This is a genomic window from Oecophyllibacter saccharovorans, assembly GCF_006542375.1.
In the GTDB taxonomy this organism is placed as follows: Bacteria; Pseudomonadota; Alphaproteobacteria; order Acetobacterales; family Acetobacteraceae; genus Oecophyllibacter; species Oecophyllibacter saccharovorans.
On sequence record NZ_CP038143.1, the window covers coordinates 881,143 to 907,738 of the forward strand.

Annotated in this window: 21 protein-coding genes and 1 tRNA gene; 8 read left to right on the forward strand and 14 right to left on the reverse strand. The window is 60.1% G+C overall.

Annotated features, from left to right (window positions below):
• Positions 1–8: 8 nt before the first annotated feature.
• Positions 9–1,733 (reverse strand): hypothetical protein, encoded by a 1,725-nt coding sequence (locus tag E3E11_RS03815; protein WP_141451252.1) that lies wholly within the window; start codon positions 1,731–1,733, stop codon positions 9–11.
• A 252-nt stretch (positions 1,734–1,985) separates the two neighbouring features.
• On the reverse strand, positions 1,986–3,974 hold the full coding sequence (htpG, locus tag E3E11_RS03820) for a molecular chaperone HtpG (protein WP_231118996.1): 1,989 nt from the start codon (positions 3,972–3,974) through the stop codon (positions 1,986–1,988).
• Positions 3,975–4,302: 328 nt separating this feature from the next.
• Here htpG and E3E11_RS03825 point away from each other — a divergent pair, with 328 nt between their 5' ends.
• The 3 genes from E3E11_RS03825 (at position 4,303) to E3E11_RS03835 (ending at position 8,174) form a co-directional block, all read left to right on the forward strand.
• The gene (locus E3E11_RS03825; RefSeq protein ID WP_141451253.1) at positions 4,303–4,839 is read left to right on the forward strand and encodes a hypothetical protein; all 537 of its coding nucleotides are present in this window, start codon (positions 4,303–4,305) and stop codon (positions 4,837–4,839) included.
• Positions 4,826–5,995, forward strand: a complete 1,170-nt coding sequence (nhaA, locus tag E3E11_RS03830) for a Na+/H+ antiporter NhaA (RefSeq protein ID WP_141451254.1) — start codon at positions 4,826–4,828, stop codon at positions 5,993–5,995. Before E3E11_RS03825 ends, nhaA begins: the two co-directional genes overlap by 14 nt.
• Positions 5,996–6,149: 154 nt before the next feature.
• Positions 6,150–8,174, forward strand: coding sequence for a hypothetical protein (locus E3E11_RS03835; RefSeq protein ID WP_141451255.1), 2,025 nt, complete (start codon positions 6,150–6,152; stop codon positions 8,172–8,174).
• 20 nt (positions 8,175–8,194) lie between these two features.
• Here E3E11_RS03835 and E3E11_RS03840 read toward each other — a convergent pair whose 3' ends face one another.
• The 3 genes from E3E11_RS03840 to E3E11_RS03850 form a co-directional block, all read right to left on the reverse strand.
• Complete coding sequence (locus E3E11_RS03840; RefSeq protein WP_141451256.1) at positions 8,195–9,028, reverse strand: copper resistance protein B; 834 nt, start codon at positions 9,026–9,028, stop codon at positions 8,195–8,197.
• Positions 9,029–9,159: 131 nt separating this feature from the next.
• Complete coding sequence (locus tag E3E11_RS03845; protein WP_141451257.1) at positions 9,160–10,821, reverse strand: copper resistance system multicopper oxidase; 1,662 nt, start codon at positions 10,819–10,821, stop codon at positions 9,160–9,162.
• A gap of 690 nt (positions 10,822–11,511) precedes the next feature.
• Positions 11,512–12,381, reverse strand: a complete 870-nt coding sequence (locus E3E11_RS03850) for a 2-keto-4-pentenoate hydratase (protein ID WP_141451258.1) — start codon at positions 12,379–12,381, stop codon at positions 11,512–11,514.
• 211 nt (positions 12,382–12,592) lie between these two features.
• On the opposite strand from E3E11_RS03850, the gene E3E11_RS03855 reads away from it, so the two are divergent.
• Both E3E11_RS03855 and E3E11_RS03860 read left to right on the forward strand, forming a co-directional pair.
• Positions 12,593–12,832: a heavy-metal-associated domain-containing protein gene (locus tag E3E11_RS03855; RefSeq protein WP_141451259.1), complete on the forward strand. Its 240-nt coding sequence runs from the start codon at positions 12,593–12,595 to the stop codon at positions 12,830–12,832.
• Between the two features lie 229 nt (positions 12,833–13,061).
• Positions 13,062–14,396 carry an MATE family efflux transporter gene (locus E3E11_RS03860; RefSeq protein WP_168189237.1) on the forward strand — a complete coding sequence of 445 codons (1,335 nt, stop codon included), beginning with the start codon at positions 13,062–13,064 and terminating at the stop codon, positions 14,394–14,396.
• A 2-nt stretch (positions 14,397–14,398) separates the two neighbouring features.
• On the opposite strand, the gene E3E11_RS03865 is transcribed toward E3E11_RS03860, so the two are convergent.
• Together E3E11_RS03865 and E3E11_RS03870 are read right to left on the reverse strand one after the other, a co-directional pair.
• Entirely contained in the window at positions 14,399–16,657 is a 2,259-nt protein-coding gene (locus tag E3E11_RS03865) for a S9 family peptidase (RefSeq protein ID WP_141451260.1), read from the reverse strand.
• Between the two features lie 42 nt (positions 16,658–16,699).
• Positions 16,700–18,235, reverse strand: coding sequence for a glycosyltransferase family 2 protein (locus E3E11_RS03870; protein WP_141451261.1), 1,536 nt, complete (start codon positions 18,233–18,235; stop codon positions 16,700–16,702).
• Between the two features lie 417 nt (positions 18,236–18,652).
• Between E3E11_RS03870 and E3E11_RS03875 the strand changes: the two genes are divergently transcribed.
• Complete coding sequence (locus E3E11_RS03875) at positions 18,653–19,270, forward strand: DedA family protein (protein WP_231118997.1); 618 nt, start codon at positions 18,653–18,655, stop codon at positions 19,268–19,270.
• 16 nt (positions 19,271–19,286) lie between these two features.
• On the opposite strand, the gene hemJ is transcribed toward E3E11_RS03875, so the two are convergent.
• The 3 genes from hemJ to hemE form a co-directional block, all read right to left on the reverse strand.
• Entirely contained in the window at positions 19,287–19,733 is a 447-nt protein-coding gene (gene hemJ, locus E3E11_RS03880) for a protoporphyrinogen oxidase HemJ (RefSeq protein ID WP_141451263.1), read from the reverse strand.
• Positions 19,734–19,847: 114 nt separating this feature from the next.
• Positions 19,848–20,582 carry an HAD family hydrolase gene (locus E3E11_RS03885; protein ID WP_231118998.1) on the reverse strand — a complete coding sequence of 245 codons (735 nt, stop codon included), beginning with the start codon at positions 20,580–20,582 and terminating at the stop codon, positions 19,848–19,850.
• Between the two features lie 5 nt (positions 20,583–20,587).
• Positions 20,588–21,616, reverse strand: coding sequence for a uroporphyrinogen decarboxylase (gene hemE / locus E3E11_RS03890; protein WP_231118999.1), 1,029 nt, complete (start codon positions 21,614–21,616; stop codon positions 20,588–20,590).
• Between the two features lie 463 nt (positions 21,617–22,079).
• Between hemE and E3E11_RS03895 the strand changes: the two genes are divergently transcribed.
• Positions 22,080–22,826 (forward strand): Maf family protein, encoded by a 747-nt coding sequence (locus tag E3E11_RS03895; protein ID WP_141451265.1) that lies wholly within the window; start codon positions 22,080–22,082, stop codon positions 22,824–22,826.
• A 157-nt stretch (positions 22,827–22,983) separates the two neighbouring features.
• Positions 22,984–23,059 (forward strand) — tRNA-Ala (locus E3E11_RS03900).
• A gap of 188 nt (positions 23,060–23,247) precedes the next feature.
• On the opposite strand, the gene E3E11_RS03905 is transcribed toward E3E11_RS03900, so the two are convergent.
• The 4 genes from E3E11_RS03905 to E3E11_RS03920 all read right to left on the reverse strand — a co-directional run bounded on the left by E3E11_RS03905 (position 23,248) and on the right by E3E11_RS03920 (position 26,467).
• Positions 23,248–24,282 (reverse strand): zinc-binding dehydrogenase, encoded by a 1,035-nt coding sequence (locus E3E11_RS03905; RefSeq protein WP_196778312.1) that lies wholly within the window; start codon positions 24,280–24,282, stop codon positions 23,248–23,250.
• Between the two features lie 88 nt (positions 24,283–24,370).
• Positions 24,371–25,078, reverse strand: a complete 708-nt coding sequence (locus E3E11_RS03910) for an alpha/beta fold hydrolase (protein WP_141451266.1) — start codon at positions 25,076–25,078, stop codon at positions 24,371–24,373.
• Between the two features lie 287 nt (positions 25,079–25,365).
• Complete coding sequence (locus E3E11_RS03915) at positions 25,366–26,058, reverse strand: TetR/AcrR family transcriptional regulator (RefSeq protein ID WP_141451267.1); 693 nt, start codon at positions 26,056–26,058, stop codon at positions 25,366–25,368.
• A gap of 61 nt (positions 26,059–26,119) precedes the next feature.
• Positions 26,120–26,467: a hypothetical protein gene (locus tag E3E11_RS03920; protein ID WP_141451268.1), complete on the reverse strand. Its 348-nt coding sequence runs from the start codon at positions 26,465–26,467 to the stop codon at positions 26,120–26,122.
• Positions 26,468–26,596: the final 129 nt, after the last annotated feature.

The following is a 26,596-nucleotide window of genomic DNA, read 5'->3' on the forward strand; positions in this document are numbered from 1 at the left end:
GAGGGCGGTTACTGAACGGCCGGGCCCGAAAGATCGGGACGCGGCAGATCGGCCTGCAGACCGGGGCGCAGGCGCCAGATACTGAAATCCACATCAGCGCGCTTGCCTTCCTTCAGCGGGCCCTGCAGGCGTGTGTGCATGGCAGCCACAAGCGCAGCCGCTGCTGCAGGCGGTACCTGGGCGACGCGCCCCGGCACGGGCTGGCTGCGGCGGTGAAGGTAGACCGGCTCATAATCAGCAAGCAGATGCCTGATCACGGCCAGGTCCGTGGCAGGGACCCCTTCATCCTTCGGGTCCTGAAAGAAATCATTGATCACCACATAGCGCGGATGCGCTGCAAAAATACGCGTCACTTCCGTCCCCTCATCAGGCGTCACACCCATCGCCCCCTGCTCACGCCGCAGTCCCAGATGAGCCGGAAAGGGCCAGCGTGTCAGCTGGCAGCGTGCAGCCTGTGGCGTGGCATCCATCAGAATAGGCGTGGCCAGATATTCAAACACGCAGCCGGGCGGATCGGACAGGGTGCGTACGATCTCCCGGTAGGTCTCAATACCCCGCTTTTTGGCAATATGCCTGACCTGGCGCACACCGCTTGAGATCAGCGCCACCAGGACCGCAATGAGGAGAAGCTTGCCCGTCCGCTCCTGCCAGACAGGCGCAACCAGAATGGAAAGCGGCAGCATGAGGGGCAGGGCGTAGTGAATGAAATAGCCCCCTACCAGCCATACTGCGCCCAGCGCCACCAGGGCCCAGGCGCTCAGAAACAGATAGGCTCTTTTCTGGGCGGCTGAAAAACGTGTTTTCTGCGCCCAGGTGAAGACCCAGCCGCACAGCAGGAAAATCCCCACAATCACCAGCAGCTGGCGCACATCACGCGGCTCAGGCGCATTGGCCCGGTGGAAAAAGGAGAGGATGTTTGCAAACCACCATTCCCGCCCATGTCCGGTCAGCACATATCCCAGAACGACCAGCACTGTCGGCAGCAGCGCCGCTGCAACCCACAGCATACCATCCAGCAGCAGGGCGAGCGGTTTCTGGCCGCCTTTCCAGCCCAGCCATAACAGGAACAGGCCCAGGAACATCCCCTCGAACACGACTGTCGGTTTAAGCTGCAGGGCCAGGCCGAACAGGCCCATGCAGACAAGACCGGTCAGGCGCAGGCGGGCAGGCTGGCGCTGCAGGGCTTCCATCTGAGAGACGACCAGCCAGAAGGCGCAGGCGACCAGAAGATTGTAGAAAACAGGCGTCTGCCCCCCGAAACCCTTGCGGATTTCCAGGGCGACAATATAGAAGACGGCCGCCACGAACGCACCGCCCGGCGAGGCGATCAGCAGGGCCATGCGGCGCACAAGCAGCGCGGTCAGCCAGACGCAGCCCGTCGCGCAGAGCTGATAAGCCCAGAAGCGCCAGGGACCGAACGCATGGAAAAAAGCGAAAAGCGCGAACAGGCCGAAGGGCTTGCGGTCCCAAATATCCAGATAGGGCCAGCGCCCCAGCCACATCTGTCCGCCCCCGTAGAGATAGAAATCCTCATCATTATAGATCAGCGCATTGCCGAACAGCGGCGCCCGCATCGCCAGCGCGACTACAAAAAGAAGCACTGGTACCACCCAATGCGGCAGGGCAGGCAGCTTTTCCAGTGAAGCCCGCATCCGTGCCCCCAGCCCCGCAAAAGCAGCCGCAGGGAAGGCGCCAGGGTGAGGAGAGGGTTCTTCAGCGTAAGGCGTCGTCATGAAAATTTCCTGAATGGGAATCTGCGCCTGTTCCGATCCGGAAAAGGCAGACAGGTCAGGCATTGTCAGAAATTCGCCTGCAAAAACAAGAGCCGGCGCGCGCGTTCTCCCTGCCTTAGCGGGCTGCCTAAGCCCTGACAAGACACGGGCAAAGCGCGTTCTCCAAAGGCGCCCACAAATACAGCAAAGGGAGAACCGATGGGTTCTCCCTTTTCACGCCTTTCACGGTTTCAAACCTGCAGGGCTGAGCGGTCAGGAAGCGGCTTTCCCGCCGGCCAGCAGGGAAGTCAGCAAACGGGCGAAACCGGTCGGATCCGGCAGGGGCTCGCCTTCCTGCACGCGCGCCAGGTCAAGCAGGGCACGGGCGTAATCTGTCACGCTCTCGCCCTTCCCGACCCGCTCGGCCAGCTCGCCGATCAGCGGGTTGCGCGGATTGATCTCCAACACCGGCGCCACTTCCGGCACGGCCTGGCCGGAGCGGCGCAGCAGGCGCTGCATGGCAAGGTCGGGGCCGCCTTCCTGCGTCAGCACCACAGCACTATCTGTCAGGCGGTCGGTGTCCCGCACTTCCTTGACACTGTCGCCCAGCGCCTCCTTGAGCGCAGGCAGAAGCTTGGCCATATCCGCCGCTTCGCCCTTGGGCAGCGCCGCCTCATCGACCTTGTGCTTCTCCAGGTCACTGCGGGCCTGCGCGACGGAGCGGAAAACCTTATCCTTGTAGGAATGCATACGCTCGGGCCAGAAGCTGTCCACCGGATCGGTCAGCAGCAGGACTTCGATGCCGCGGGCCTTGAAACCCTCCAGCTGAGCGGAGGCACGCATGGCCTGGAGATTGTCACCGACCAGATAGTAGATCGCCTCCTGCTCGGGCTTCATGCGGCTGATATAGCCGTCAAGCGTGGTCCAGCCTTCATCGTGGGTAGTGCGAAAAAGCGCGAACTCGGCAATAGCGGAACGATACTCCGCATCCTCCCAAAGGCCTTCCTTGATGACGAGGCCGAAATTCTCCCAGAACTGCAGGAACTCTTCACCCCCCGTCTTGGCCAGGCTCTTGATTTCATTGACCACGCGCCGCGTCACGGCCTTGCGGATACGCGCCAGAACAGGCGTGGACTGCAGCATCTCGCGCGACACGTTGAGCGGCAGATCGTCCGTATCGACAACACCCTGGACGAAGCGCAGCCAGTTGGGCACGAGATGCGCATCATCGGTGATGAACATGCGCCGGACGTAAAGCTGGATGTGGCTTTCACGGTTGGGCTGCTCGAGGAAATCAAAAGGTCGTGCACCCGGGATGAACAGCAGGGCCGTGAATTCCGTCGTGCCTTCCGCATGCCAGCGCATCATGGCGTAAGGGGTGTCAAACGCACGCGCCAGGTGGCGATAGAACTCCGTGTACTGCTCTTGGGTCACATCGGCTTTGGGGCGCATCCACAGGGCGGTGCCCGCATTGATGGTCTGCTCCTCCACCTTGCCGTCCTGGCCGGTTTCACGCAGGCGGACCGGCCAGGAAATATGGTCGGCCCATTTGCGGATCAGCTCACGCAACCGCCATGGATCGAGAAATTCCTCCGCATCGGCCTTCATGTGCAGGATCACATCCGTGCCGGGCTGGTCACGATGGGCAGGAGAGATCGTGTAACTGCCCTTGCCGTCTGATTCCCATTTCAGCGCCTCATCTGTTCCGGCGCGCCGGGAGATGACAGTCACCCGGTCAGCCACCATGAAAGCTGAATAGAAACCGACGCCGAACTGCCCGATCAGGTTCGGCCTGTCTTCAGGCTTGGCCTCTCCCAGCTTTTCACCGAAAGCGCGCGTGCCTGAGCGCGCGATCGTGCCGAGATTCTGCGCCAGGTCTTCAGCCGTCATGCCCAGCCCGTCATCGGAAACTGTCAGCGTACGGGTGGATTTGAGCGGTGTGATGACGATTCCGGCGTTTTCAGGCAGGGCCAGGGCCGGGTCGGTCTGGGCTTCAAAGCGCCGCTTGTCCATCGCGTCAGCCGCGTTGGCGACCAGCTCGCGCAGGAAGATTTCCCGGTCTGAATAAAGGGAATGCACCACCAGCTCGAGCAGCCGCTCCACTTCGGCGCTGAACTTGTGCTCAGTGGCGTCACTCGCGCCTGAAACGGCTTTGTCAGCCTTGTTGCCTGACGGCCCAGTCCGGGAAGAGGCATTGGCCGCATCTGAGTTTTTGGCGGAGGCTGATTTATGTGAATCCGGTTTCTTATCCTGGGTCATCATCTTTTCTCCAAATTTCCCCGGGTGCTGGCTTCATCCTGCCTGCCCACAGCCATCAAAAGGGCTGCTGAACATTCGCATACTGGGACACTGAGCAAGACTGGCAGGGAAACGTCTTGATTTATCGGTTGATATGGGGAGGAAAGACAGGGTTTCAACTCATTCGACTCATAGACCCCCTTGCCGGCACTGGCGCCCTCCCCGCCGGTTACCGGCAGATAATCTGCAGGTTCCCGGCCCCTGAACCTCGCTTTTTGTTAATTGCTGAAATTTATGGTTTTATCTGGGGTGGTCGTGATGCGGCCCGGTTGAAAGAAAGTAGAATCCTGCAATGCCCCTCAAGAACACCAGCCCCCTTCCGAAGCTTCCCACCCGCCGACATATTCTGGGTGCTGTCGGCCTGCTTGCGGGTCTGGGGCTTTCAGGCCTGGCTGGCACGCCGCAGGCCCGGGCAGAAGCCTTCGGCCGCATCTACCACATCGAAGCCCGGCTCCAGCCGACAGTGCTTGTGGCCGGAAAGGCCCCTCAGCAGCCGGTCAAGCTGGTTATCGAAGTCAACCCGAGCGACCGGCGCGGCCAGAAGGAGATCAAGGTCAGTCAGGGAAGCCAGGGCTGGCAGATCGACGGTTACAAGATGCGCGTTTTCCTGAAAGCAGGCCCCGGCGGGGGATCTGACAATGGCACGCTCAACTACCTGATCACCGCTGATGTCGGGCACAATCTCGGCGACCGGTTCAAATCCATCTACGCCCGCAGTCACGGCGCACTGCAACTGCAGAACGGCAACGGCCAGATACCGTTGAGCGGCAACAAATACTTTACCGGCACGCTGAGCGTGAAACTCATCGCGCCCGATGCCGGCTGGTAAGAAATTCAGTGAACGTCTCAGCGGCCCCGCAGTAACCGGAATATTGCTGGTGCTGGCCACAGTGCTGGGCCTTGGCTGTGCTTCCACCTCGCTCGCTCCTCTCTACCACGCCCTGCTGGCCTGGGTGCCTTTTCCGGCTTTTCCTCTCACAGTGGCAAACTGGATAAGTGAAGGGCTGATGGGCGTGTTTTTCACAACGCTGGCCCTGGAGATCAAACATGATCTTCTTGTCGGCCCTCTCGCCTCTCCCAGACGCGCCGCCCTGCCCCTGGTCGGGGCGGTGGGGGGCATGGCCGTGCCAGGAGCGGTGGCAGCTCTCTGCGGTTCCGCCTTTCTCAACCTTGCCGGCGCCCCAGCCCTGCAGGGCTGGGCCATTCCGACAGCCACGGACGCGGCGTTCACTGTGCCCATCCTGGCATCCCTGCCGCGCATTCCGGGCAATCTGCGCGCTTTTCTCATGGCGCTGGCAATTTTTGATGACCTCGGCGCCATTGTCATCATGGCGCTGTTCTACGGCCACTCCCCCCAGCTGGGTATCCTGGCGGCAGCCCTGGTACCTCTGCTGTGCATGGGTCTGCTGGCCTGGAGGAAGGTGCCCCAGCTCTGGGCGTATCTGCCTTTTACCCTGATTCTGTGGGCTCTCCTGCTCCGTGCAGGGTTGGAGCCCACACTGGCCGGAGTCGTGCTTGGCTTCTGCCTACCCTTGCAGAGCGGCCACAGGCTGAACCGGCAACTGGCCCTGCCTGTCGGTCTGGTCATCCTGCCGCTGTTCGCCTTCGTCAGCACCGGCGTGGACCTGCGGCTTTTCACCCCGGCCTTTCTGGCAGCAGCGCCTTTTCTGGGCCCCGCCCTCGGCCTTGTGCTCGGCAAGCCCCTGGGGGTGTGCGGAGCGGTGTGGGGGGTCAACCGGCTGGGCCTGTTGCCTGCCATGCCTGGCGTTCAGGGGCGCTGGCTGCTCGGCATGGGAATGGTCTGCGGTATCGGCTTCACCATGAGCCTGCTCATTGCCAGCCTGGCCTTCGGTGGTGCACTTCCGCTGATGCAGGCCCGTCTCGGCGTTCTGGCGGGCTCGCTGATCGCCGCTCTGACCGGCTGGCTGACCCTGCGGCGCGCCTGCCAGCTCAGCACTTCTTCTGCCCACTCGCCTTCCGGCTGATAGCGGACAGAAGTGAAGTAATCACTGGCCTGTAATCCCCTGACCTTAAATCTCTCTCTTGGTATTTGCGAAATAAAACCAAACAAAATCACAGAAATTCTTTTCCTTTGGGGAAATATTCCCTCAGATCCCCTCTCTCAACAGTGAGGATAACATGAAAAAACCTGCCTTTTTCACCCTTGGACTTTCCCTGCTTCTGGGAGGGGCCGGCATTACGACGCGCCCTGCCTCGGCCAGGCCATTTCCCACAGCCCTGAAACCGGCTCAGCCCCAGTCTCTTTCCCTGCTCCGTGCAGATACCCCTCTTTCCACCTCCGCTCTTATGATTCAGCGCCCTTATCAGGCGCCAGACGGGCGCACGCTCGCCCCACCGGTCATCGGACTACCCGGCGCGCAGATATACCGCGAGGCCTTCACCCTGGGCGCTGAATCCGCCATTCTGGGCGGTATTCCCACCGATCTCGGCTTTACGGCCCCTGAAGCGCTGTCAATCGTCGGCCGCCCTTACGGCAACTACAATGCGGGCTGCACGCTCTGCGTGTTCTCCACGCCTGACAACCTCCACCAGGGCGGCGCACAGGCCGCGCTGTCAGGGATTGATTTCCGCATGGGCGCCTTTGCTGTGGCCCATGGTGATGCAGCTGTGGCCGGTTTCTACCAGTATGACGAGCTTTCCCAGGCCCGCGTCACCGCCCGCGCCACCCGCTTCACCGCCACGACCGTCTCTCTTGCCCGGCCCATGACTGATGCCGAGATGGCCCTGCTGCATCAGGGAATGTATCTGGCCACCAACGTCGTCGACCCTCACCTGCCCCCCCGCAACTGGCAGGGCCTGCCCAATGAGAACGCTTACTGGGGCTTCATCAAGTCCTGGACGCCCACCAGCATCACGGTTTACGGCTGGGCCGTTCTGGGAGCCGGCAACGCGGCAGGCGGGCAGGTGCCCGATCCGGCCCATCTGGACACGCTCAAATCCTCAGCCGCCGTTCCGCTGGTCTTTGCAGGGGTACCGGCGAAGATCTTCTCCAAGAACACCTATGTCAGCATGGACGCGGACCGCATCTACGGCCCCCATCCCACCGCCCGCGCCAATGCCTATGAGCGCGAAGAGCTGGATTTCCGACCGCGCAATTTCACCAGGCCGCACTCGATGTCCTTTCACGGCTGGACGACCTCTTATGAGTGCGATCACTGTGCCCCCAATGCCAGCACTGACGAGAGCTATGCCTATCTGGTGAACGGCCCAGGCCTCAAACGCGCCTATGTGGCCCAGCTTTACTCGGACGGGCTGGAGTTCTCGGGCTACAACACCTGGCTGCCCGGCAATGGCGCCCCCCAGGTACAGGGCGACAACCATATCCTGTTTGACTTCGCCTCCGACCTGCCGACCAGAAACACGCTTCATTTCGGAGCGAAAGTCTTCAAGGACACAGCCCCCGGCACTTCCTGGACGAACTGGGACGTACGGCTGGGTCTCAATATTGACGGCCAGCGTTCCGACAGGATGCAGGGCGGGGTGGACATGGTCCAGCTGGCCTGGAACTACCAGAACGCTCCTGATACGCTGTGCCTGCTGAGCGCCGGCAATGTTCCGGGCCTCTGTCAGGACAGCCAGGCCAATGCTGTCTTCCACGGCAAGGCCCACTTCCAGGATGCCGTCGATTTCACCGGCACGCGGCCGACGAATTTCGCCAACGGGCTGACCCTCCACGCCATGCCTGACGGAAGCGGGCTTCTCGGCGGCCAGGGAACGACGCTGCAGTGGAACGATTACGGCAGCCAGACGCGCACAAGCCTGGTCAATATTGACCCTAGCGGCAAGCAGGGCGGCTTCACCTTCTATGACATCAATGCTGACAGCTCGGGCACGCCGGCTGATCTCCTGCTCTCGCTCAGTAAGAGAGACGGTCTGCGCACCACGCAGCCGGCGCATTTCGGCGCCTTGGAGGCAGCGCGCCTGAGCACCGGCCCCATAACGGCCCCGGGCTCTGCGGCCGGACCGGCTTTTCCGGCCTTTCCGCGCAGCCGCCTGCCCGCTTCCACCTCCGCCGCACCCCTGAAGGACGGCCAGCATGCCCGCTGCACCGATTGCACCCTCAACGGCCGCACCGGTGTCGACGTTGTCTGGAATGCCGCCAGCGCCCGCTGGACCGACATGATGAACAATCCGCTGCACTGAGCGCCTCAGGCGCCAGGTCCTCAGAACCAGCTCCTGATGCCGAAAGTGAAGCGCGGCCCACGACCGGGACGGTAGACACGCCTGCCGTCCCGGGCGCGTTCGCGGTGCCAGGAAGCATTTGCCATGCGCCGCGCCTGCCCCAGGGGACCGTCATAGGTGACGCCGACATAAGGGGCGAATTTGCGCCAGATCTCGTAGCGCAACCGCAGGCCCGTATCGATATCGGACAGGCCCTGCCCCACGCCACGCGCACGGTCAGCGGCACTGTAGAAGTTCATCTCCACCTGCGGCTGCAGGATGAGCCGGTTGGTCAGGAGGATGTCGTAGAAGCCTTCCAGCTTTCCTGCCACGCCACGGTCACTGAAATAGAACGTGGCTGAGGCCTCCAGCTCGTAAGGCAGCAGGCCTTCCATGCCGATCGCCCCCCAGGCCCGCACAGGCCCGCTGTCGAGATCAAGCCGCAGACCGGTCTGAAAGTTGAAAAAGCTGGTCAGGGCGCGGCTGTAGAGCAGTTCCTGGTCGCCATCAGAGACACGGTCTCTGCGCTGCGCAGCAGGGGTGACGGTGCCCTCAGTCTTGAGCCAGACCCGGTTGAAGTCACCCCCGTACCAGCTTTCGCCGTCCCAGCGGAAGGCGCTGTTGCCATGAGGCGCGTACCGGCCTTCAAACTCGTTGAGCAGGCCATGCCACCAGCGCCCCTGATCGTTGACCGGTGTGACGTGACCGATAAACACCATGGGCTGCGGCCCCGGTGCATCCGCCGCACCGCCGTACCAGATTTTCTGTCTCGTTTTCTGCTCCGAAAGCCGAGGTTCTTGGCCTGTTGGAGGGGCCGGCATCGCTGACATCGTCATGGAACCTGGTGAATTTTTATCGCCCAGCCTCACCATGACTGGCGCTGAAGCCCGCGCTGACGGCAGAACCCCAACAGCAATCACAAGAACCAATAGCCTCGGAACGTTTCTCAGAAGGTGCTTGGGCTTCATCACAGCACCTCCACCACCCGGAACATGCCGGTATCCATGTGATAGGCGAGGTGACAGTGCCAGGCCCACCGGCCCGGCGTGTCGGCAGTGACCAGAAAGCGCATTACCGAGCCGGGCTGTGAAATGATCGTGTGCTTGAGCGGGCAGGCCTCTCCCTGCCCGTTCTCCAGCTGGCTCCACAAACCGTGCAGGTGCAGGGGATGTTCCATCATCGTGTCATTGATGACCCGAAAGCGTACCCGCTCGTTGCGCAGCAGGCGGATGGGACCGGACTGCGAGAACTTGCGCCCGTTGAAGCCCCAGATGTAGCGCTCCATGTTGCCGGTCAGGTGCATCACGATCTCACGTGTCGGCAAAGGGGCCGGCTGGGGATGGAGCGCGCGCAGCATCGTGTAGTTGAGCACCCGCCTGCCGGTGTGTTCCAGCCCGTCCCCGGGGCTGGCGGTACGGTTGGTGGGGTGTGGGTCTGTCCACTGGTTCTCCACGCTCAGCGGAGGCGGCCCCGGATCATCGATCTCGCGCAGGGCTGAATCCGCTTTGTCCGGCCCGGGCATGGATATGCCGGTTTTCATGCCCGGTCCCATGCTCATGCCCATGTCCACCATCGTGCGGACAGGGCGCGGATCCATGGGAGGAACCGGCCCGTACCAGCCGTGGCGCGGAGTCAGGGTGCCCCGGGCGTAGCCGGTCCTGTCCTCGCTCTGCACGAAGATCGTGTAAGGCTTCTCCTGTTCGGGCACGACATCGACCACATAGGTTTCCCCCACGCCGATCCGGAACTCATCGACCTCAAACGGCTGCACCGCATTGCCGTCCGCTTCCACCACCTGCATAGGCAGGCCGGGCAGACGCACGTCATACAGGGTCATGGCGCTGCCGTTGATGAACCGCAGGCGCACGCGCTCCCCCTTGCGGAACAGTCCGCTCCAGCCCGGCGTATTGGCCTGGCCGTTGAGAAGATAACTCAGGATCACCCCGCTCGTGTCGGAGATATCGGTCGCTGACATGCGCATGCCCGACCACATCAGCCGGTCTTCCAGCGCGTTTATCATGCCTCCCTGCCGGCGGGCTTCCATGGGCAGGGAAGCGACGCTGCGCTGGCGGAAGTTATAGTAATCGCCATCCATCTTGAGATTGGAGACGATCCAGGGCGGCAGGACATCCGTCCAGGTCGAGAGGAAGATAATATAATCGCGCGCGACAGGCGGCAGGGGATCAGGCCCGGCGGGATCGAGGATCAGGGGCCCGTACATGCCGCGCGGCTCCTGACCGGCCACATGGCTGTGGTACCAGTAAGTGCCGCTCTGGCGCAGGGGCAGGTGGTAGGTGAAAGTGCTGCGCGGGGCGATGCCGGCATAGCTCAGCCCCGGCACTCCATCCTGCGAGGAAGGAACCCGCAGCCCGTGCCAGTGCACGGAGGTAAGGACATCAAGGTGATTATGCACCGTCACCTGCATGTCGGTGCCTTCCCGCCACCGCAGCAGCGGTGCCGGCAGGGACCCGTTGATCAGCAGGGCCGGAGCCGTCTTGCCGTCAATGGTCAGACGTTGCTCAGTGATATGGAAGGTTGTCGCGGCAGCCGGAGCAGCCAGTCCCCTTTTCGGGACCACCAACGATGCAGCCCCCGCGAGGAAGCGGCGGCGGGATAGAAAATCAGACACACGGAACTCCTGCCTGGCGCAAGAAAAACAGGCTGAAAAACTTTTGTTTTCCAGGAAAGGATTTCAGGCAGGCAGGAAACGGGGCGGTGGCAGAAGGTTTTCAGGACGGTGGGAGAACAGTCTGGCAACCCGCTGCGGCCATGACAGGCTCTGTCCCAGCCGCGGAGAAACCAGGGTGAGCTTATCGGCCAGCACGGCAGGATGACAGGCTGACAAAGCTGCCTGACAACATCCTGTAAAGCCGGACACCTGCGGACCAGCAGCAGGTTTTGAAACGGTCGTCACCGCAGCAGAAGGCAAAGAAACATTTTGGCTGGAAAATACTGTAAATCCATGGCCTGGAGCACAGCCAGAACCACAGGCCATGTGGCAGGCACCAGGGACGCCGTGCTCTGATAGCGCCCCTGACATGGCAAAACCACAGGCATTGCCAAGACGCGGACAGATCACAACGGCCAAAGCCAGAAGAGCGAGAACCAATGGAAGCCTACGCTGCCTGCGATCGGCAGGTCGGAGAAAGCGCGAAAAAAGCAGCCGGACTTTTGCAAAGGCATGAACATCCGCTTCCATTTCGTCCTGCCTCTCCTTTCCTCTTGCCAAGGGCTTTCCTGTCTCTCCCATTATCGGAACAGCCCCAACCTCCCTATTCTTATGGAGAGCGGCCCGGCGCAAAACAAGTGCCGACAGCTCTCAGGCCGGACTGGCCGGCGCGATGCTGGCTGTGACTTCAGGCAGGCCGCTGAAAAGCACTTTCAGCGCCGTTCCCGGCCCCACGAAATGCGATCCCATCGTGGAGCCGGTGATGATGGTCACTTCCGCCGGCAGCCCCAGTCCCCGCCTGCTGGCCTGGTTGGCAAGCCAGACGAGCAGCCGCACCGGGTCACCAGCCGGGGTAGCGCCGCTCTGGTCATAAGCAAGCTTGCCGTCGATCCACATCTTCATGTTCAGCTCGGCTGGATTAAAATCACGCCAGTTGCGCCGACCATAGCCGATAATCAGGGCGCCATGGCTGGCCTGATCAGCCAGATGCGTCAGCGCGGACTGGCTGCCGAAAGTCTCGAAACGGGAATCAACGAGTTCAATAACGGCATGAACTGAGCCAATGGCCTCTTCCACTTCCTCCCGCGTCCAGGGCGTGGCGCGGGGCGGCAAAGCGCGCGACAGGCGGAAACCAAGCTCCGCCTCCGCGCCGAAAACATGGCACAACTCATCAGGAATGACCGCTCCGCTGGCAAAAACAGTCCCCCGGTGAATAGGTGCACAGACCGGTTCTGCCTGCGGCGAGCTTGCCCCGACCTTCCAGGCGACGACCGGGCCGCCGGAAGGGGCGTGATTCTGCTCGAGTTCACGGCGCATGAGATCCTGGATCTCATAGGCCTGCGCAGCATTTCCCGGCACAAGCGAGGGCGGCAGCTCGCGCAGTGGCGCACCAGAACTTTCACCTCCGCTTTTGTGGGCATTATGACGCGCATTGAGCAACAGACGCGCCACCACCTGCGGCACCAGGTCAGGCTCTTCTTCACTAGGGCTGACAGAACTGGATGGCTTCAGTACGGTCACGGCGCTCTCCTCATGATGACTGCAGCAAGATCGCCCCTGTGCATAGCGGAACAAGGCGGAACAAGCAGAACTATATTAAATGGTATAAACATGAGGCAGACGCGGCTCCAGAGCCCGGCGCTCATGGCTGGTGCCGAACCAGGCGACCGCTTGCACATCTCTTAAGGTTTCCCCGGTCTTCACGAAACCACATGCAGGAAAGATCACTTTCATGACCCAACAGCCCACTCTCATCTTCCCGGTTACCGGCATGGTCTGCGATCATTGCGTGGCCAGCCTAACCAAAGCCCTTGAGCAGGTGCCCGATGTGACGCAGGTTCACGTCACCCTCAAGCCGGAAGAGGCCCAGGTCACTTTCAATCCCACCCGCACCACGCCCGATGCCCTCGCAAAAACCGTGACCGCAGCCATCATCGATACCGGCTTCGGCACGACAGGTCCCAGAAACTGAAAGTTATCTTTCCTGAACGCGCTTCCCAGCCAAAGGGCACACGCCTATCTGAGGCACCAGGGCCGCTAGCTCCCGGGATGTAAAACGGGCAGAATGCCGTTTCATGCCGAAACCGTCTTTTCCCAACTCATCTGCCCGGCCCGTTCCTGCCGCCACCTCAGCTCTTCGGGGCCCCGATCGCCGGGTGCCTCGTTTTGTGCAGGGCTCCATTCTGCGCCATGTCATCATCATGGCCGGAACGGGAGCGGTCGGACTGATGGCGCTCTTCGTCGTTGATCTGCTGAACTATTATTATATCTCCCATCTGCATGATCCCTCCCTGACAGCCGCCATCGCCTTTGCCACCTCACTGAACTACGTGCAGAATTCAGTCGCTCTTGGCCTTTCCATCGGTCTGGGTGCAGCAACCGGACGCCTTATCGGTGCCCGCAGGCATGCACGTGCACGCAAGATCGCTTCGGCTTTCCTCTGCCTCATGGTCACCGTCACGCTGGTCCTGGGGGTCACCACGGCCGTGCTGGCCCATCCCCTTCTTGTTCTGCTGGGAGCTCGGGGCGAGGCACTGACCCAGGCGACACGCTTCATGCACATGACCTCTCCCACCCTGACGCTGGTATGCCTGGGCATGGCTCTGTCTTCCATGCTGCGGGCCGTCGGCGCAGCCAGCCAGGCCATGCGCGTCACCCTGTCAGGTGCTTTCTGCACCGCGCTCATGGATCCGTTGCTGATTTTCGGCCTTCACCTCGGGCTCGAAGGCGCTGCGATCAGCACCATTCTGGCACGCCTGGTCATGGCGTTGAGCGGTTTTCTCAACCTGCGCAGCCATGATCTGCTGGAATGGCCTTCACGGCGCTTTCTACCGGTGGCAGCCCGCATCGTGGGGGCCATCGCGCTGCCTGCCATCGCCACCAATCTGGCCACGCCCTGCGGCAATCTCTTCGTCATGCATGCCATGGCACGGTTCGGTCTCAACGCCGTCTCGGGGCAGGCCGTGATCGACCGGCTCATGCCTGTCGCTTTCGCCTTCGTCTTTGCTCTGACCGGCTCAGTCGGCCCCATCATGGCCCAGAATCTGGGGGCCGGCCTGATCGGACGCGTGCGTGAAGCCTTTCTGTGCACCCTCAAGCTTACCGCGCTCTGCGTGTGTATCGCCTGGCTGGTGTTCTTTCTGTGCCAGAACCTCATTCTGGTGCAGTTCCAGGTCCAGGGGGCTGGCATCGGCCTGGTGCGCCTGTTCTGCGACTGGGTGGTGGCCAGTTACATGTTCGTCGGTCTGCTTTTCGTCTCCAACACGGCTTTCAACAATCTGGGACGCCCGTTGTTTTCAACGGCTTTCAACTGGGGCCGCGCCACGCTGGGCACGATTCCCTTCGTCTCCATCGGCGCTGCCTACGGGCCCAAAGGCGTTATGTTGGGACAGGCTCTGGGGGTGGTTCTGGTTGGTTCAGCGGCCATGCTCACCGCTCTGGGCGTCATCAATTCCCTGGCGCGCCATCCTGAAAAATGGCGCGGCTCCTCTTCTCCAGTCAGGCCACGCCGGACCGGACAAGAAGGTAAGGTTTAATTTCAGCCAGCGCCGTCCGACTCCTGAAACACGCTCTCGTAAAAAGCAAGTTCACGTTGCAGGGCGTCAGCAAGTGTTTCAGGCGCGCGGAATCCATGGCCTTCATCGGGATAGAGATGCAGCAGGCTGTCAGGCAGGCGCGCATGCAGCGCTTCAGCCTGTGCCAGAGGCACCACCTTGTCACACTCTCCGTGCAGGAACAGGACAGGCTGGCTGATCCGCTCAGGCCAGCTGAGGGGCGAGCGGGCCAGATAGGTGGCTTCCCCGGCAGGCCAGGGCGCCACCAGACCGTCAAGGTAGCGCGCTTCGAAACGATGCGTGTCTTCAGCAAGTGCGCGCAGGTCGGTCACACCATACAGCGATGTGCCGGCACGAAACAGCGGACCTGCAGCAAGCGCAGCCAGAACCGTCAGCCCGCCGGCACTGCTGCCGCGAATCACGCAGCGCTGCGGGTCGGCCAGGCCGTGATCGATGGCATACTGCGCAGCTGTCAGGCAATCCTGCACGTCAAGCAGCCCCCAACGCCCGGCCAGTGCCTCACGGTAAGCCCGCCCGAAACCGGTCGAGCCCCGGTAATTCACCTCCAGAACCGCATAGCCCCGCGTTGTCCACCACTGCACCTTGAACGAGAGCTCCGCCCGCGCCTGGCCTGTGGGGCCGCCATGCACGATCACCACCATCGGCGGCGGCTGGCCATTTTCAGCGGCTTGTTTCCCTCCCGGTAACCCTGTGCAGTACGGACCGCGGGCGGGCGGCGTATAGAAAGCCCGCAATGGACCGGGGCCTTCAGTGACAGGAATCGTCAGCAGGTGCGGGCGGGCCAGATCAGCAGGCGTCAGATTTTGCGGCAACGCCCAGGCCTGCCTTACTGTATCGACTGTTCCGGTCCTGTTCCCGTGGCCCTCCTCACAAGAAGGAAGCCCCCGAAGAAGTGGGCCCGTCACCACGGCAGGCGGTTGATCGTCCGGACAGTCGATCCAGGCGAACAGGTCTCCAGTTCCCAGCGGTACCGGCACGCTTTCGGGCTGCCCTAAAATTCCCTGTGCAGGCGACCCCGGCGTCATGGCCGGTCGCGCGGGCACGCAAACCTGTTGCCAGTGTCCCCCTGTCCTGGTTCCAGGCGCGGCATGATGCGTGTTGGAGTGCAAGCCGGACGCGGCATCTGGCGTAAAGCAGAGAAGTTGCGCCACGCCGTCCTTCAATCCACGGGCTAGCAGCCGCCCGTCAGGCAGCGCCAGACACGTCCTCTGACCGAAAACCCAGGCAGGCAGCCCGATCTCAGCCGGGGCTGGGGGAAGGAGCAGTCGTTCCCAGCCTGTTTCTGCCTTCAATCGTTCCGGTTGTGTCTCAGATCCCTGCATGCCGGAACGCCGGAAGACTGTCGGGGTCCAGTGACGCTGGGCTTCCCCCTGATCCGGCTGGCGTTGATCCGTCAACGCATAAAGCGTTTCCCCGTCACCCCAGAAAGGCTCGATCGTGCTGGTTCCCGTATCCTGCAGCGGCTTCCAGGATGTATTGTCTGTACTGTCCTGAAAACCCTCCTGAGGCCTCCCGTCCAGCAGCACTGTTCTGGCAGGAATCTTCCCCTGACCCGCAACAAGGTCAGCTACGCAAAGACGCGTGGCCGTCCAGGGCATGAAAGGAAAATCCCATTCCACCCAGGCCAGAAACCTTCCATCTGGTGAAGGCCTGGGCGACATCATGAAATCCGCTCCCCGGGCAACGACCCTCAAAGTACCTGCTTTCTGTGAAGGAATACTTTTCTCACCACCCTCCGGCACAGACAAGGCGACGATCTCCATCACGGTCCGAAGAATTTTCCCCTTCGCATCCGTCTCATCACGTTCACAAACGCAGAAAAGTGTCTCAGATCCGAGCGCCAGATCAGCAAAACGGACACGCGGCTCCGCTGCCACCAGGCATTCCGCCCGCCCCCCTTCAAGACTGCGCCACAACCCGCCTGTGCGCCTGGTCGTAAAGAACGTTTCCACCCCTTTCCGGCCACGGCGAAAGGTCCATGCGCCGCCGCCATAATGAATGGCACTGCCCACATCGCTTTCAAGCGGGGTAAGGTCCACGAGACGGCCATCAGGACGCCGAGCAGTAACGACACCGCGGCCCTTTTCTTCAGGACGCCGTTCATGCCAGGCCAGCCATCCCGCACCTTCTCCTTCAAGAGAATGCAATTCACTCAGAGAGCGCGAAGGACGCGTCATCAGCTCGGCTGTCAGCCAGGGCTGGAAAGATACAGGGCCGGACATGAAATTTCCTTTCAGGCCCTGTTCAGTTCTAGCGGCCTTCTTTTACAGTGCATTCCACAACTGTCCGGGCACGCAACGAGAAACCTCCTCCTGTACAGAAGGAGAAACTGAATAAAGAACACGCATGAAATCAGCATTCTCCGGCACCTCATCGAGACTTTGAAGCCAGACCAGAATATCCCGAAAGCTCGTGGTGCCATCCGGCACGAAAGGCAATGCCGGCTGAGCCGCGCTCAGGGAGGGCTGCAGGACAAGCTCCAGATGAACCTGCTCCCATTCCTGCGCAACATGGCGATTCGTCTCTACCTTGCCAAGCTCATCAACAGGTGGATGAAAAGCCATAAAAGCACCCGTCATTGGATTTGACAGCACCATGCTGTCCTGCTGTCCAGCCTTGAGCCGATAGACCAGTTTCCGTGCCAGTCGATCATCAAAAGGAATACGGAGGATATGATCCGTCTGCCCGGGAATAAAAAGCGTAATCAGATCCGGCGTCTCATCATGAATACTGCCATAAAGCGGGATGAATCCTCGCTCTGCTGCGACTTCTTCGGACGCCTGAAGAACTTTTCCGGCTTCCGGCGAGTAATAAAGATAAAGACCGAAATACCCTCTCAACCTGTAGATCCGGGCACTGTTCATAGGCGTAGTCTTCAAGAATGCAGGAGTGAGCGCTTTCTCTTCAGGCCTTTCATCAGTATCTGCGTCACCGATCGGGCAAAATCCGTCTTTCAACTTTCCAACTGCCTGCCGGATCGCTTCCTCGTAAATCTTTCCCAAAGGCGCATCCATCTTCGGAAGTAATCTGTGAGGTCCATAGTCCGTCACATCGTTGCGGTTGAAATGATCCCAGTAACCTATGGAATCAGACAGATCCGCGTTGAGACGCCTTTTAATCCGCTGAATATAATGCTCCATGCTGCGGCAGATATAATGCAGGACAAAACCGTCCGTCCATTCGATATCCTGAACAGCATTAGCGCTGCTGACATAACGTCCGCTTGGACGCACGTAACGCTCCGTGGCTACATCAAACCAATGTGGATTGACATATTCATCGCCCATCTTCTCCGGACGCACGAAGCTCTTGACCAATCCGTTATCACCCAGAGCCTCGGTCGAATGCTGGGGGAAAGCTTCCACTGTTGTAACATGCGGCCTTATAACACGATTGGCACTCCCCTGGATGCGCCAGGAAAAGGCAATGCCATCCGCGTGGTCAAAATGCTTCAGAAACTCAGGTAGACTGTCATAATGAGGTAAATAGATATATTCATCCCCATCCAGAAAACCGATCCAGTCGAACTCTCCTTTGCTTTCTTCTGCAGCCTGCATAAAACTGTCACGCTGACGCCAATAGAAGTCCGGCTGAATAAGTGGATCTGTCCGAAAAAGTCGGATGTCGTAATGTTTGGCTGCCGCCTGGAGAAGTTCCCACGTTCCATCTGAGGAATGATCATCAAAGACAAAGAATGTCTTCACGCCCAGAGCGAGATGCCAAGCAATCCAGCCCGCAATATCTGAAAACTCATTTTTAACAAACGAAGCGACGGCAATATTCAGACTCTCGGCACTCATTGAAGCGGCTTTCTCAATTCATGAAATAAATATGATAATTTTCATAATTTTTACCATGTTCGCATGGTGAAGACCACATACCGCCTCATCTGCCTGAAGGCCTCTTAAAAAGAAAGGCTACATTTCATAAGCTTTCCTTCATTATGGCTGCCAGAGCATGAGAATTCATCATTTCTGCCATATTTGTTTTGATCTTGAAGGCAAAGAGAAGACAGAGAATTGAAATCGTCTGAGTTATAATAGGGTCATTGTGATCCTGTCTCACTCAGATCATGAATGCTATGGTTATTTTCCTTCTCTCCACCCATTTCCTCCCGAAACAGGAGCCGCCTTCTGGAACACGTTTCTGCCTTTCTGGAACATCTCCCTCCTGATTATGCGTATCTGCTGCTGTTCCTCATCATCATGCTTGAAAGCATGGGTTTGCCGCTGCCTGCTGAAAGCCTGCTGGTTCTCTGCTCGCTTTACGCTGCCCATACCCACAGGCTGGATATCTGGGCCATCATGGCAGCCGGGTGCCTGGGGGCCATGGCAGGCGATAATTTCGGCTATCTGATCGGGCATTTCTGGGGGCGCAAGCTGCTTGAAAAGCATGGGCCCAAGGTCGGTATCAGCCGCAACCGGCTCATCCTGGGAGAATACCTGGCCAAGCGTTTCGGTGGCTGGGCGGTATTGTTCGGCCGTTTTGTAGCCATAATGCGTCTGTTCATCGCCATTCTGGCCGGCGCGACGCGCATGCCGTGGCACATCTTTCTCTTCTTCAACGCTGCCGGCGCGATTCTCTGGGCAGGGGGTTATTCCCTCATCACCTATCAGGTCGGCAAGGAAATCGAGAAGCTCACCGGGCCGATCGGCATCGTTCTGGGCTGTTTGGTGGTCATCGGGGCCATTGCGGCGATACTGGCCCTCAGACGCAATGAACGCCATCTTATGGCCTTGGCGCTGGCCGATGCCCGCCAAGGCGAGCTGCTCGTGCCGGGAATGCCTGAATCGACAGCGGGAAAAGCTATCGACCAAAGCAAGAAAGCCGATTGAAAAGCTGCCTTCGCTCTCAGGGCCGTACGACGATCATGATGACAATCACCATCATCAGCAGGGTCGGTACTTCATTGGCGATGCGGTAGAAACGCTCGCTGTGGGTATTGTCGTCCCTGGCGAAAGCCCGTTGCCAGCGACCGCACATGCCCTGAAAACCAAAAAGAAAAACCAGGGCGATGAGCTTTGTCCACCACCAGGCCGCGTGCCAGTCCACCACACCCGGCAGCGCTGCCATGCAGGCGCCCGTCAGAAAAGTCACGATCATGGCAGGAAGCATGATCTGGTGCAGCAGGCGCCATTCCATCAGGGTGAGGCGTGCATATTCCTCGGTCCCCGGTCTGACCTGTGTGTGATAGACGAACAGGCGCGGCAGATAGAACAGCCCAGCCATCCACGAGATGAAGGCCATGACGTGCAGGGCCAGGATCCAGCTGAGATGCGTGACAAGAAATGCCGTCATTGTTTCGCTCCAGTGCCGGACTGCCGCAGGATCAGACAGGTGACACTCTGTCGCAGGCCGGAAAACGTGAAATCATCCGCTCGCCTAGCAGAAACCCCTTCCCGGGTCAGCCTGTTAATTCACCTTTCCGAACGATGCATCCGGCGCCAGGCGCGCACGGATGAGGGGCAACGCTTCAGACAGGCTGGGGATGCGCTGGAAATGCGGTGCAGGCCACCAGGGGGGAAGCTTCCGGCCTTCAGGACGCAGCAGCAGGCAGGACATGCCGGCCTTCAGTGCCGCTTCCGCCCCGGCATCGCTGTCTTCAATCACCACGCAGCGTTCAGGTGGCACGCCGGCGGCCCGGGCGGCCTGCTCATAGACAAACGGTGAGGGTTTGGGGTGGCCGAGCGCTGTCGCTGAATGAATGTTGCCAGGCGGGAAGTAACGCTCCATATCCGCATGCCTGAACTTCATCTCCATTTCATGCGGCAGGGAATTCGAGCCGACACGCATCGGCACTTTCAGCGCCTGCAGCCCTGCCAGCAGATCAAGCGCACCTGCTATGGGCGGAGGCGGGGTCAGGTGCATCCGGTCTTCCAAGGCCTGATCACGCGCACGGATGGTTTCAGGAGCAAGCTTGCGGCCGAGTTTTTCTTGCAGAATCTCAACCACCTGCGGCGATGCCAGACCCAGAAACGTGTCATGCGCTTCCTGCGGCGTCATGGCCAGGCCCAGCTTGCTGACGAAAGCCGAGGTGGCTTCAGCACCGATGCGCTCGCTGTCGACAAGCACACCGTCGCAATCGAAAATGACCAGCTCAAGACCCGGGCGCAGGGCATTTTCACGGTCATGCTCTCTCTCAGACAAGGTAATCACACGTCTCTTACCGTTTCTACCAGGAGGGCCACATTTTCAGGCGGCGTATGCTGCATGACCCCATGGCCGAGATTGAAGACATGGGCCCGGCCACGCAATGAATCACGGATGCGACGGGCTTGCCGAACCAGTTCCGGCCCTCCGTTGAAAAGCACCATCGGATCGAGATTGCCCTGCAGCGTAACTGTATCCGGCACCATGGGGGCCATGGTAGCAGGATCACTCACCGTATCGAGCGCCAGCGCATTCACTTTCGTGCGAGAGGCGTATTCCGGCGCCATCACGCCTGACAGGCGCGGAAAACCGATAACGGGGATATGGGGATGGGAGTGTTTCAGCGCTTCCCTGATCTGATGCGTCGGCGCGATGACATAGCGCCGGAAGGCCTCAGGCGGCAGGATGCCCGACCATGAATCGAACAGCATCACCGCTTCAGCCCCCGCCTCGATCTGGCCGCGCAGCATCTCGATGGTGGCGCGGGTCAGCATGTTGATCAGGCGATCGTAAAGTTCGGGCGCCTGAAGCATCATGCGCCGCGTCTGGGCAAAATCCCGCGAGCCACCCCCTTCCACCATGTAGCAGGAAACGGTGAATGGACTGCCTGCGAAGCCCAGCAGAGTGGTGGCTTCCGGCAATTCGCAGCGTAAGCGGCGCAGCGCTTCGCGTACCGGGGCCACTGCTTCCATGACGCGGCTTTCATTCAGCCGCTCCAGATCGGCTTCGGAACGCACCGGCTCCAGCACAGGGCCGCGGCCTTCGATGAATTCAAGCGACTGGCCCAGCGCCCAGGGCAGAATCAGGATATCTGAAAACAGAATGGCGCCATCCATGCCGTAGCGGCGGATCGGCTGCAGGGTCAGTTCAACAGCCATGTCAGGCGTCAGGCAGCGCGTCAGGAAGTCGGCCCTGGCCCTCATTTCCCGGAATTCCGGCAGGTATCGCCCGGCCTGGCGCATGAGCCAGAGCGGTGGCGGCCACAGGGCTTCTCCGTTAAGGACCCGCAGCAGCGGTTTGGAAGCAGACATCCTGGTGTGAGGGGCGTGAGGGGCGGGCTGCCGGGAAGAGTTTTGCACTGTCATGCCGAACACTAATCATGAAAAGAAAAAGAAAGATATCCTGTCGGGGTTAAGGATGCCTGTGGATATCGGGGTACCCGGCTTTCAGAAAATGTACCCCATTTTATTCACACTGTGTACAACTCCCGCGACCAGCCTTTTCAAGGGCTGCAGGAAACTATCCAGATTTTTCCACAAATGGCCTGTGTACAATCCACCTTCCGTGACACTGTACGCATTCATCCCCGGTACTCAGGTCGCCGGCCCTTTGATGAACGTACAATCCCCATGTACCCCATGTATCCCGTATGCCTTCCGCTAAGGTGAGGTCGTGTGTTCAGGGGAGTCCGGCAATCAGTTCCGGTTACCGGGACTCGGGTTTTTAATGAACGGCTTTCTTTCGCCCGCTGAATGTCCAGGAGGTCTGCGTTTCATGTCTGTTTCGGTCCAACCGTCTTTAGAAAGTGGGGAGGCTGTGTTTCTGCCCGCTGAACGTCCTCTTATTCTGGCGAGCGGCTCTGCCATCCGGCGCCAGCTTCTGCAGCAGGCCGGCGTGCCGTTCCAGGTGCGTTCTGTCGATCTGGATGAGGAGAAACTGCGTCAACAGGCGCAGGCAGAAGGGCTTTCCATCCAGCAGACGGCCTTGGTTCTGGCAGAGGCCAAGGCGCAGCAGGCCTGTATCCTGGCAGGACAGGCGCTGCCGGGTGCTGGCGGGGAAGAGAAGCCTGCTGACAGGGCTCTGCCAATTGTGATCGGGGCGGACCAGATCCTTGAATGCGACGGGCAGATTTTCAACAAACCGGCCACGCTGGACGAAGCGCGGCGGCAGCTTGAGCGCCTGCGGGGCCGGACACATCTTCTGCACACGGCTGTGACGCTTTGGGAACCGGTGCACGATGCACCTGCGGTCACGGTTTCTTCTGCGAGGCAGCCGGCGCGCAGGCTCTGGTCGCATGTCGAAACGCCGCGGCTGGATATGCGGGATTTTTCCGACCGCGTTCTGACGCGTTATCTGGAAGTGGAGGGAGAGGAACTGCTTTACTGTGTGGGCGCCTGCAAGGTGGAAGGGCCCGGTGCGCAGCTGTTTGCGCATATGGAAGGCAGCCAGGACGCTATTCTCGGCCTGCCCCTGCTGCCTCTGCTCGAGGCGCTGCGCCGTTTCGGCGTGCTTCCTTCCTGAAGAGCAGCGGTCGGGAAAAACTGTGGCGTCGGGGCCTTGAAGAAATTGACAAAAGCGCGTTTTCCGCCTTGTCAGAGGCAGCGGGGAAGGATATACGACGTTGCAGCGCATCCCTCATTTCTTTCCCGTGAGGAAATGAAAAAAGAGAGCGTCACGTGGGGCCATAGCTCAGTTGGTAGAGCGCTTGAATGGCATTCAAGAGGTCGTCGGTTCGATCCCGATTGGCTCCACCATTTTTCTCATGAAAAACTGTTTCTCATGCCTGGGCCTGATCTTCTGCTCAGCGCCAGAGCTCTTGCTTCTTCAGCAGCCAGAGCGTTCTGTTAAATCAAAACTCTGTTCAGTTCTGCCGGGCATGGGGCAACCTGCCCGTTGACCTGTGTAAATAGGTCAATCCGGCAGGTTGCGCGTCTTCTGTGGCTCAGGGCTTGAGAAGAATTTTGCCGTTGCGGGCTGACTGCGCATTGGCCTGGAGCGCCTGGGTGATCTGGTCGAAGCTGTAAATGCCGGTCACGGGCAGTTTCAGCTGTCCTGACTGCAGCAGGCCCAGAACTTCGCCGAGCAGGCGCTTTTTGGTTTCAGGAGGCATGGAACGCGCTTCCCTGGTGGCCCAGAAACCGCGCACGGTGATGCCACGGAAAATCAGGTCTGCAGGTGAGATGATTACCGGCTGGCCTCCCTGCGCACCGAAGGAGACCAGAGCGCCACCTTCGCGCAGCAGGTTCGCCATGCCCACATCCACCGGACCGCCGATTTCATCGACAGCAGCGCCTGCTGTTCGACCACCCATTATCTTTTCAGCTTCCTGGGGCCAGTCCGGCTCGGCTGTGGAGAGGTTGCCTTCCGTAATGCCTGCTTCCACCAGTTCCTCAAGCGCTTTCTGACTGCGCACCAGGTTAAGGGTATGGATGCCGCGTGCACGCGCCATGACGGCCAGCGCCTTGCCCACCGCGCCATTGGCACCGTTGTGGATCAGCCAGTCGCCGCTTCTGAGCCTGAGCGAATCAAGCAGCATCAGAGCGCTCATGGGCATGGAAAGCAGCTGGGCGGCCGTTTCATCCCCCATCCATTGCGGCACGGGAACCACCGCACTGGCCGGCGCGGCGAAATACTGTGCCCACGTTCCTGCGATACGCGCACAGGCCACGCGCTGCCCCACTGAAAGCCCTTTCACGTCCTTTCCTACAGCGGCAATGGTGCCAACGGCCTCATCGCCATCCACTGCAGGCAGCGTGGGACGGATGCCGTATTCGCCACGTGCGATCCAGAGGTGATGGTTGTGGATGGGGGCCAGAAGGGTTCTGACCAGCACCTGGTCCGCCCCGATATGCGGGGTGGGCATGGTGCCCGGGTGAAGCACCTTTTCAGGCGCACCGAATTCATCCAGCACCACGGCATGCATAGTCGGGGGCAGCTTGGCGGCCTGGCTGGAATCCGGGAGTGGCTGTGGAGGCATTTTCGGTAGATCCTGCGCGTATCAGATCATCAAATGTTGAGTTGGCTGGATCCCGGCTCAGAAACCTCAGAGCCGGGGCCCACGTCCTTCAGGAACGGGCGGCCTCATCAATCAGACCGGCAATGGCTTCAGGATGCGTGGCCATCGGCGCATGGCTGGTAGGAAGTTCCAGAACGCGGCGTGCCTTGACGCGCTTGGCGAATTCACGCTGCTGCTCAGGCAGGATCATGCGGTCCTGAGTGGAGAGCTGATACCAGCTGGGCTTGTTCTCCCATGCGGCAGCCGTGGTGCGGTTTTTCAGCAGGCCAGCTAGGGGCGCTTTCTGCGTTACCGCCATGACAAAAGCCTTGTCCTCCGGCACGTCCTGGCAGAAGAATTCATGGAATTTGTCAGGCGCAATCCAGAGATAGCCGAATTTATCCTCTTTCACAGCCTGCAGCCCCGGGGCCGGTGCTTCCTTGCAGAGATCGTCAGCGCATTGGCCTTTTTCAGGCGCCCAGGCGGAAATATAGACCAGCGCTTTGACATTGGGCATGTCGCCCATTTCGGTGATGACCTCACCACCGTAGGAATGGCCTACCAGGACTACGGGTCCTTCCAGCGTTTCGACGAGTTTGCGCGTGCGCGCGGCATCATCCGGCAGGGAGGTAAGCGGATTTTCCACGGCGCGGATCTTGGTGTGGCCCTTCTTTTTCAGTTCCGTGATGACATCGGCCCAGTGTGCGCCGTCGCCCCACAGGCCATGGATGAGAACGATAGTGGGTTCTACCGAAGAAGGGGTGTTTTTAGAGGTCATGGAGGAAACTCCCTGAAAAAGTGGTTATGGAAACAAAGAGATGTTGAACAGACAGCTCAACCTGGATGCGCAGACGTATTTTGCCGGGTTTTGAGGAGCTGCAGCATCACGGTGCCGATTTCGCGCGAGGATTGAGGGGTCTGACCTGTAACTAGCAGCTTATCGTCACGGGTGATGTCCATGGCGGTGAAAGCCTGCCAGTTGGGTTGACGCTGGTACAGCCCGCCTCGGGCCTGGGGTCTGAAGGGAAATCAGGCACGAATCGAGCTTAAGTTTTTTTGGACCGATCAGTCCAGAACTCTTTTGTTCTGAGAGTGCTTTATCCGGTGAGAAGGCGTTCGGGCGGCAGGCTTCTCTCTCTTGCTTTGAAGGTGTTCGTCACTTTTACAGTTCTTTTCAGGGCCGCCGACCGGGTCCAGAATGGTCAGCACGCCTGTTACGGCTTCCTGCAGATATTGTGCCGGTGTGCCTGCGCGCGCCATGTGCTGAAGGCCCTGGTAGAGCACCATCAGGCTGTGAGCGAGCGCGCGTGCGGACATGGCTGACGAGATGTTGCCCAGCTGCTGGCCCGCGGTCAGTTCTTTGGTCAGAAAGTCTTCAAGCTCCGCCTGATCAGTGGCCAGAATTTCGCCCATCTCTTTATCATGCTCGTGGGAGACGACAGCAGGCTCACTGCAACTCAGGCAGCCCTCAGCCGGTGCCGCCAGCAGAGCCTGGAAAAAGCCTTCCACCCCGGCGCGTATGTGAGGGGCGTTTTCAAGATGGCTTTGCAGAAAATTCAACCTGGCCTGGCGGTAAAGGGCGAAGGCTTTCAGAAAGAGCTGCTTCTTGTTGCCGAAACAGTCGTAAAGGCTGCTCTTGCTCAGCCCGGTTGCTGCCAGAAGGTCCGTCAGGGAAGTGCCTCTGAAACCTTTGTTTCTGAACACGTCCAGCGCTTTGAGCAGGACTTCCTGTTCATCAAATGAGCGTGGTCTGGCCACAGGGCTTCCTGTTCATTGTAGCGACGTGATTGAAGCAGCAGATAGATACAGTGTTTTCCGGTCAGCTCTGGCCAGAGCCGGTTTTCTGGAGTGCTTCCACCTGGGCTTCAAGGCGTTCGACGCGTTCGGAAAGCAGAATTTCGCGTTTGACCAGCCAGTGCAGCAGGGTGGTGATTTCCGAAGGCGTGAGATGGCGTGCGGATTGGAGCATTTTCAGCTCTTCGGACGCTTCTTCCGTGCTTTTCTTCGACATGGCGAGCTGATGCTGCTCTGCCAGTTCACGCAGGGCGTCATCGGTTTCCGGCCGCTCGGGGGGCGTGTCAGAAACACTGGCATTCGGTGCACTGGCAGGCACGCTGCCGGACGGGGCTGCTTCGGCTGAAAGGCAAGGCTGGGTGAAAGCAGGCATGAAGGGATCCATCAGGGTGTGAAAAACTGCGGGAAGAAGCCGCAAAAGGCGTGGCGCATGCGGGTATTTGTTCCGCTTCTGGCTGTGCCGGCAGCGCCAGTCCCCACTTACATCCGCACTTTCAAAAGT

Bases quoted from the DNA above. Each gene is read 5' to 3' on its own strand.
- E3E11_RS03815 (WP_141451252.1), bottom strand. From the start codon at position 1,733: ATGACGACGCCTTACGCTGAAGAACCCTCTCCTCACCCTGGCGCCTTC.
- htpG (WP_231118996.1), bottom strand. From the start codon at position 3,974: ATGATGACCCAGGATAAGAAACCGGATTCACATAAATCAGCCTCCGCC.
- E3E11_RS03825 (WP_141451253.1), top strand. From the start codon at position 4,303: ATGCCCCTCAAGAACACCAGCCCCCTTCCGAAGCTTCCCACCCGCCGA.
- nhaA (WP_141451254.1), top strand. From the start codon at position 4,826: ATGCCGGCTGGTAAGAAATTCAGTGAACGTCTCAGCGGCCCCGCAGTA.
- E3E11_RS03835 (WP_141451255.1), top strand. From the start codon at position 6,150: ATGAAAAAACCTGCCTTTTTCACCCTTGGACTTTCCCTGCTTCTGGGA.
- E3E11_RS03840 (WP_141451256.1), bottom strand. From the start codon at position 9,028: ATGACGATGTCAGCGATGCCGGCCCCTCCAACAGGCCAAGAACCTCGG.
- E3E11_RS03855 (WP_141451259.1), top strand. From the start codon at position 12,593: ATGACCCAACAGCCCACTCTCATCTTCCCGGTTACCGGCATGGTCTGC.
- E3E11_RS03860 (WP_168189237.1), top strand. From the start codon at position 13,062: ATGGCCGGAACGGGAGCGGTCGGACTGATGGCGCTCTTCGTCGTTGAT.
- E3E11_RS03865 (WP_141451260.1), bottom strand. From the start codon at position 16,657: ATGTCCGGCCCTGTATCTTTCCAGCCCTGGCTGACAGCCGAGCTGATG.
- E3E11_RS03870 (WP_141451261.1), bottom strand. From the start codon at position 18,235: ATGAGTGCCGAGAGTCTGAATATTGCCGTCGCTTCGTTTGTTAAAAAT.
- E3E11_RS03875 (WP_231118997.1), top strand. From the start codon at position 18,653: ATGGGTTTGCCGCTGCCTGCTGAAAGCCTGCTGGTTCTCTGCTCGCTT.
- hemJ (WP_141451263.1), bottom strand. From the start codon at position 19,733: ATGACGGCATTTCTTGTCACGCATCTCAGCTGGATCCTGGCCCTGCAC.
- hemE (WP_231118999.1), bottom strand. From the start codon at position 21,616: ATGTCTGCTTCCAAACCGCTGCTGCGGGTCCTTAACGGAGAAGCCCTG.
- E3E11_RS03895 (WP_141451265.1), top strand. From the start codon at position 22,080: ATGTCTGTTTCGGTCCAACCGTCTTTAGAAAGTGGGGAGGCTGTGTTT.
- E3E11_RS03905 (WP_196778312.1), bottom strand. From the start codon at position 24,282: ATGCCTCCACAGCCACTCCCGGATTCCAGCCAGGCCGCCAAGCTGCCC.
- E3E11_RS03910 (WP_141451266.1), bottom strand. From the start codon at position 25,078: ATGACCTCTAAAAACACCCCTTCTTCGGTAGAACCCACTATCGTTCTC.
- E3E11_RS03920 (WP_141451268.1), bottom strand. From the start codon at position 26,467: ATGCCTGCTTTCACCCAGCCTTGCCTTTCAGCCGAAGCAGCCCCGTCC.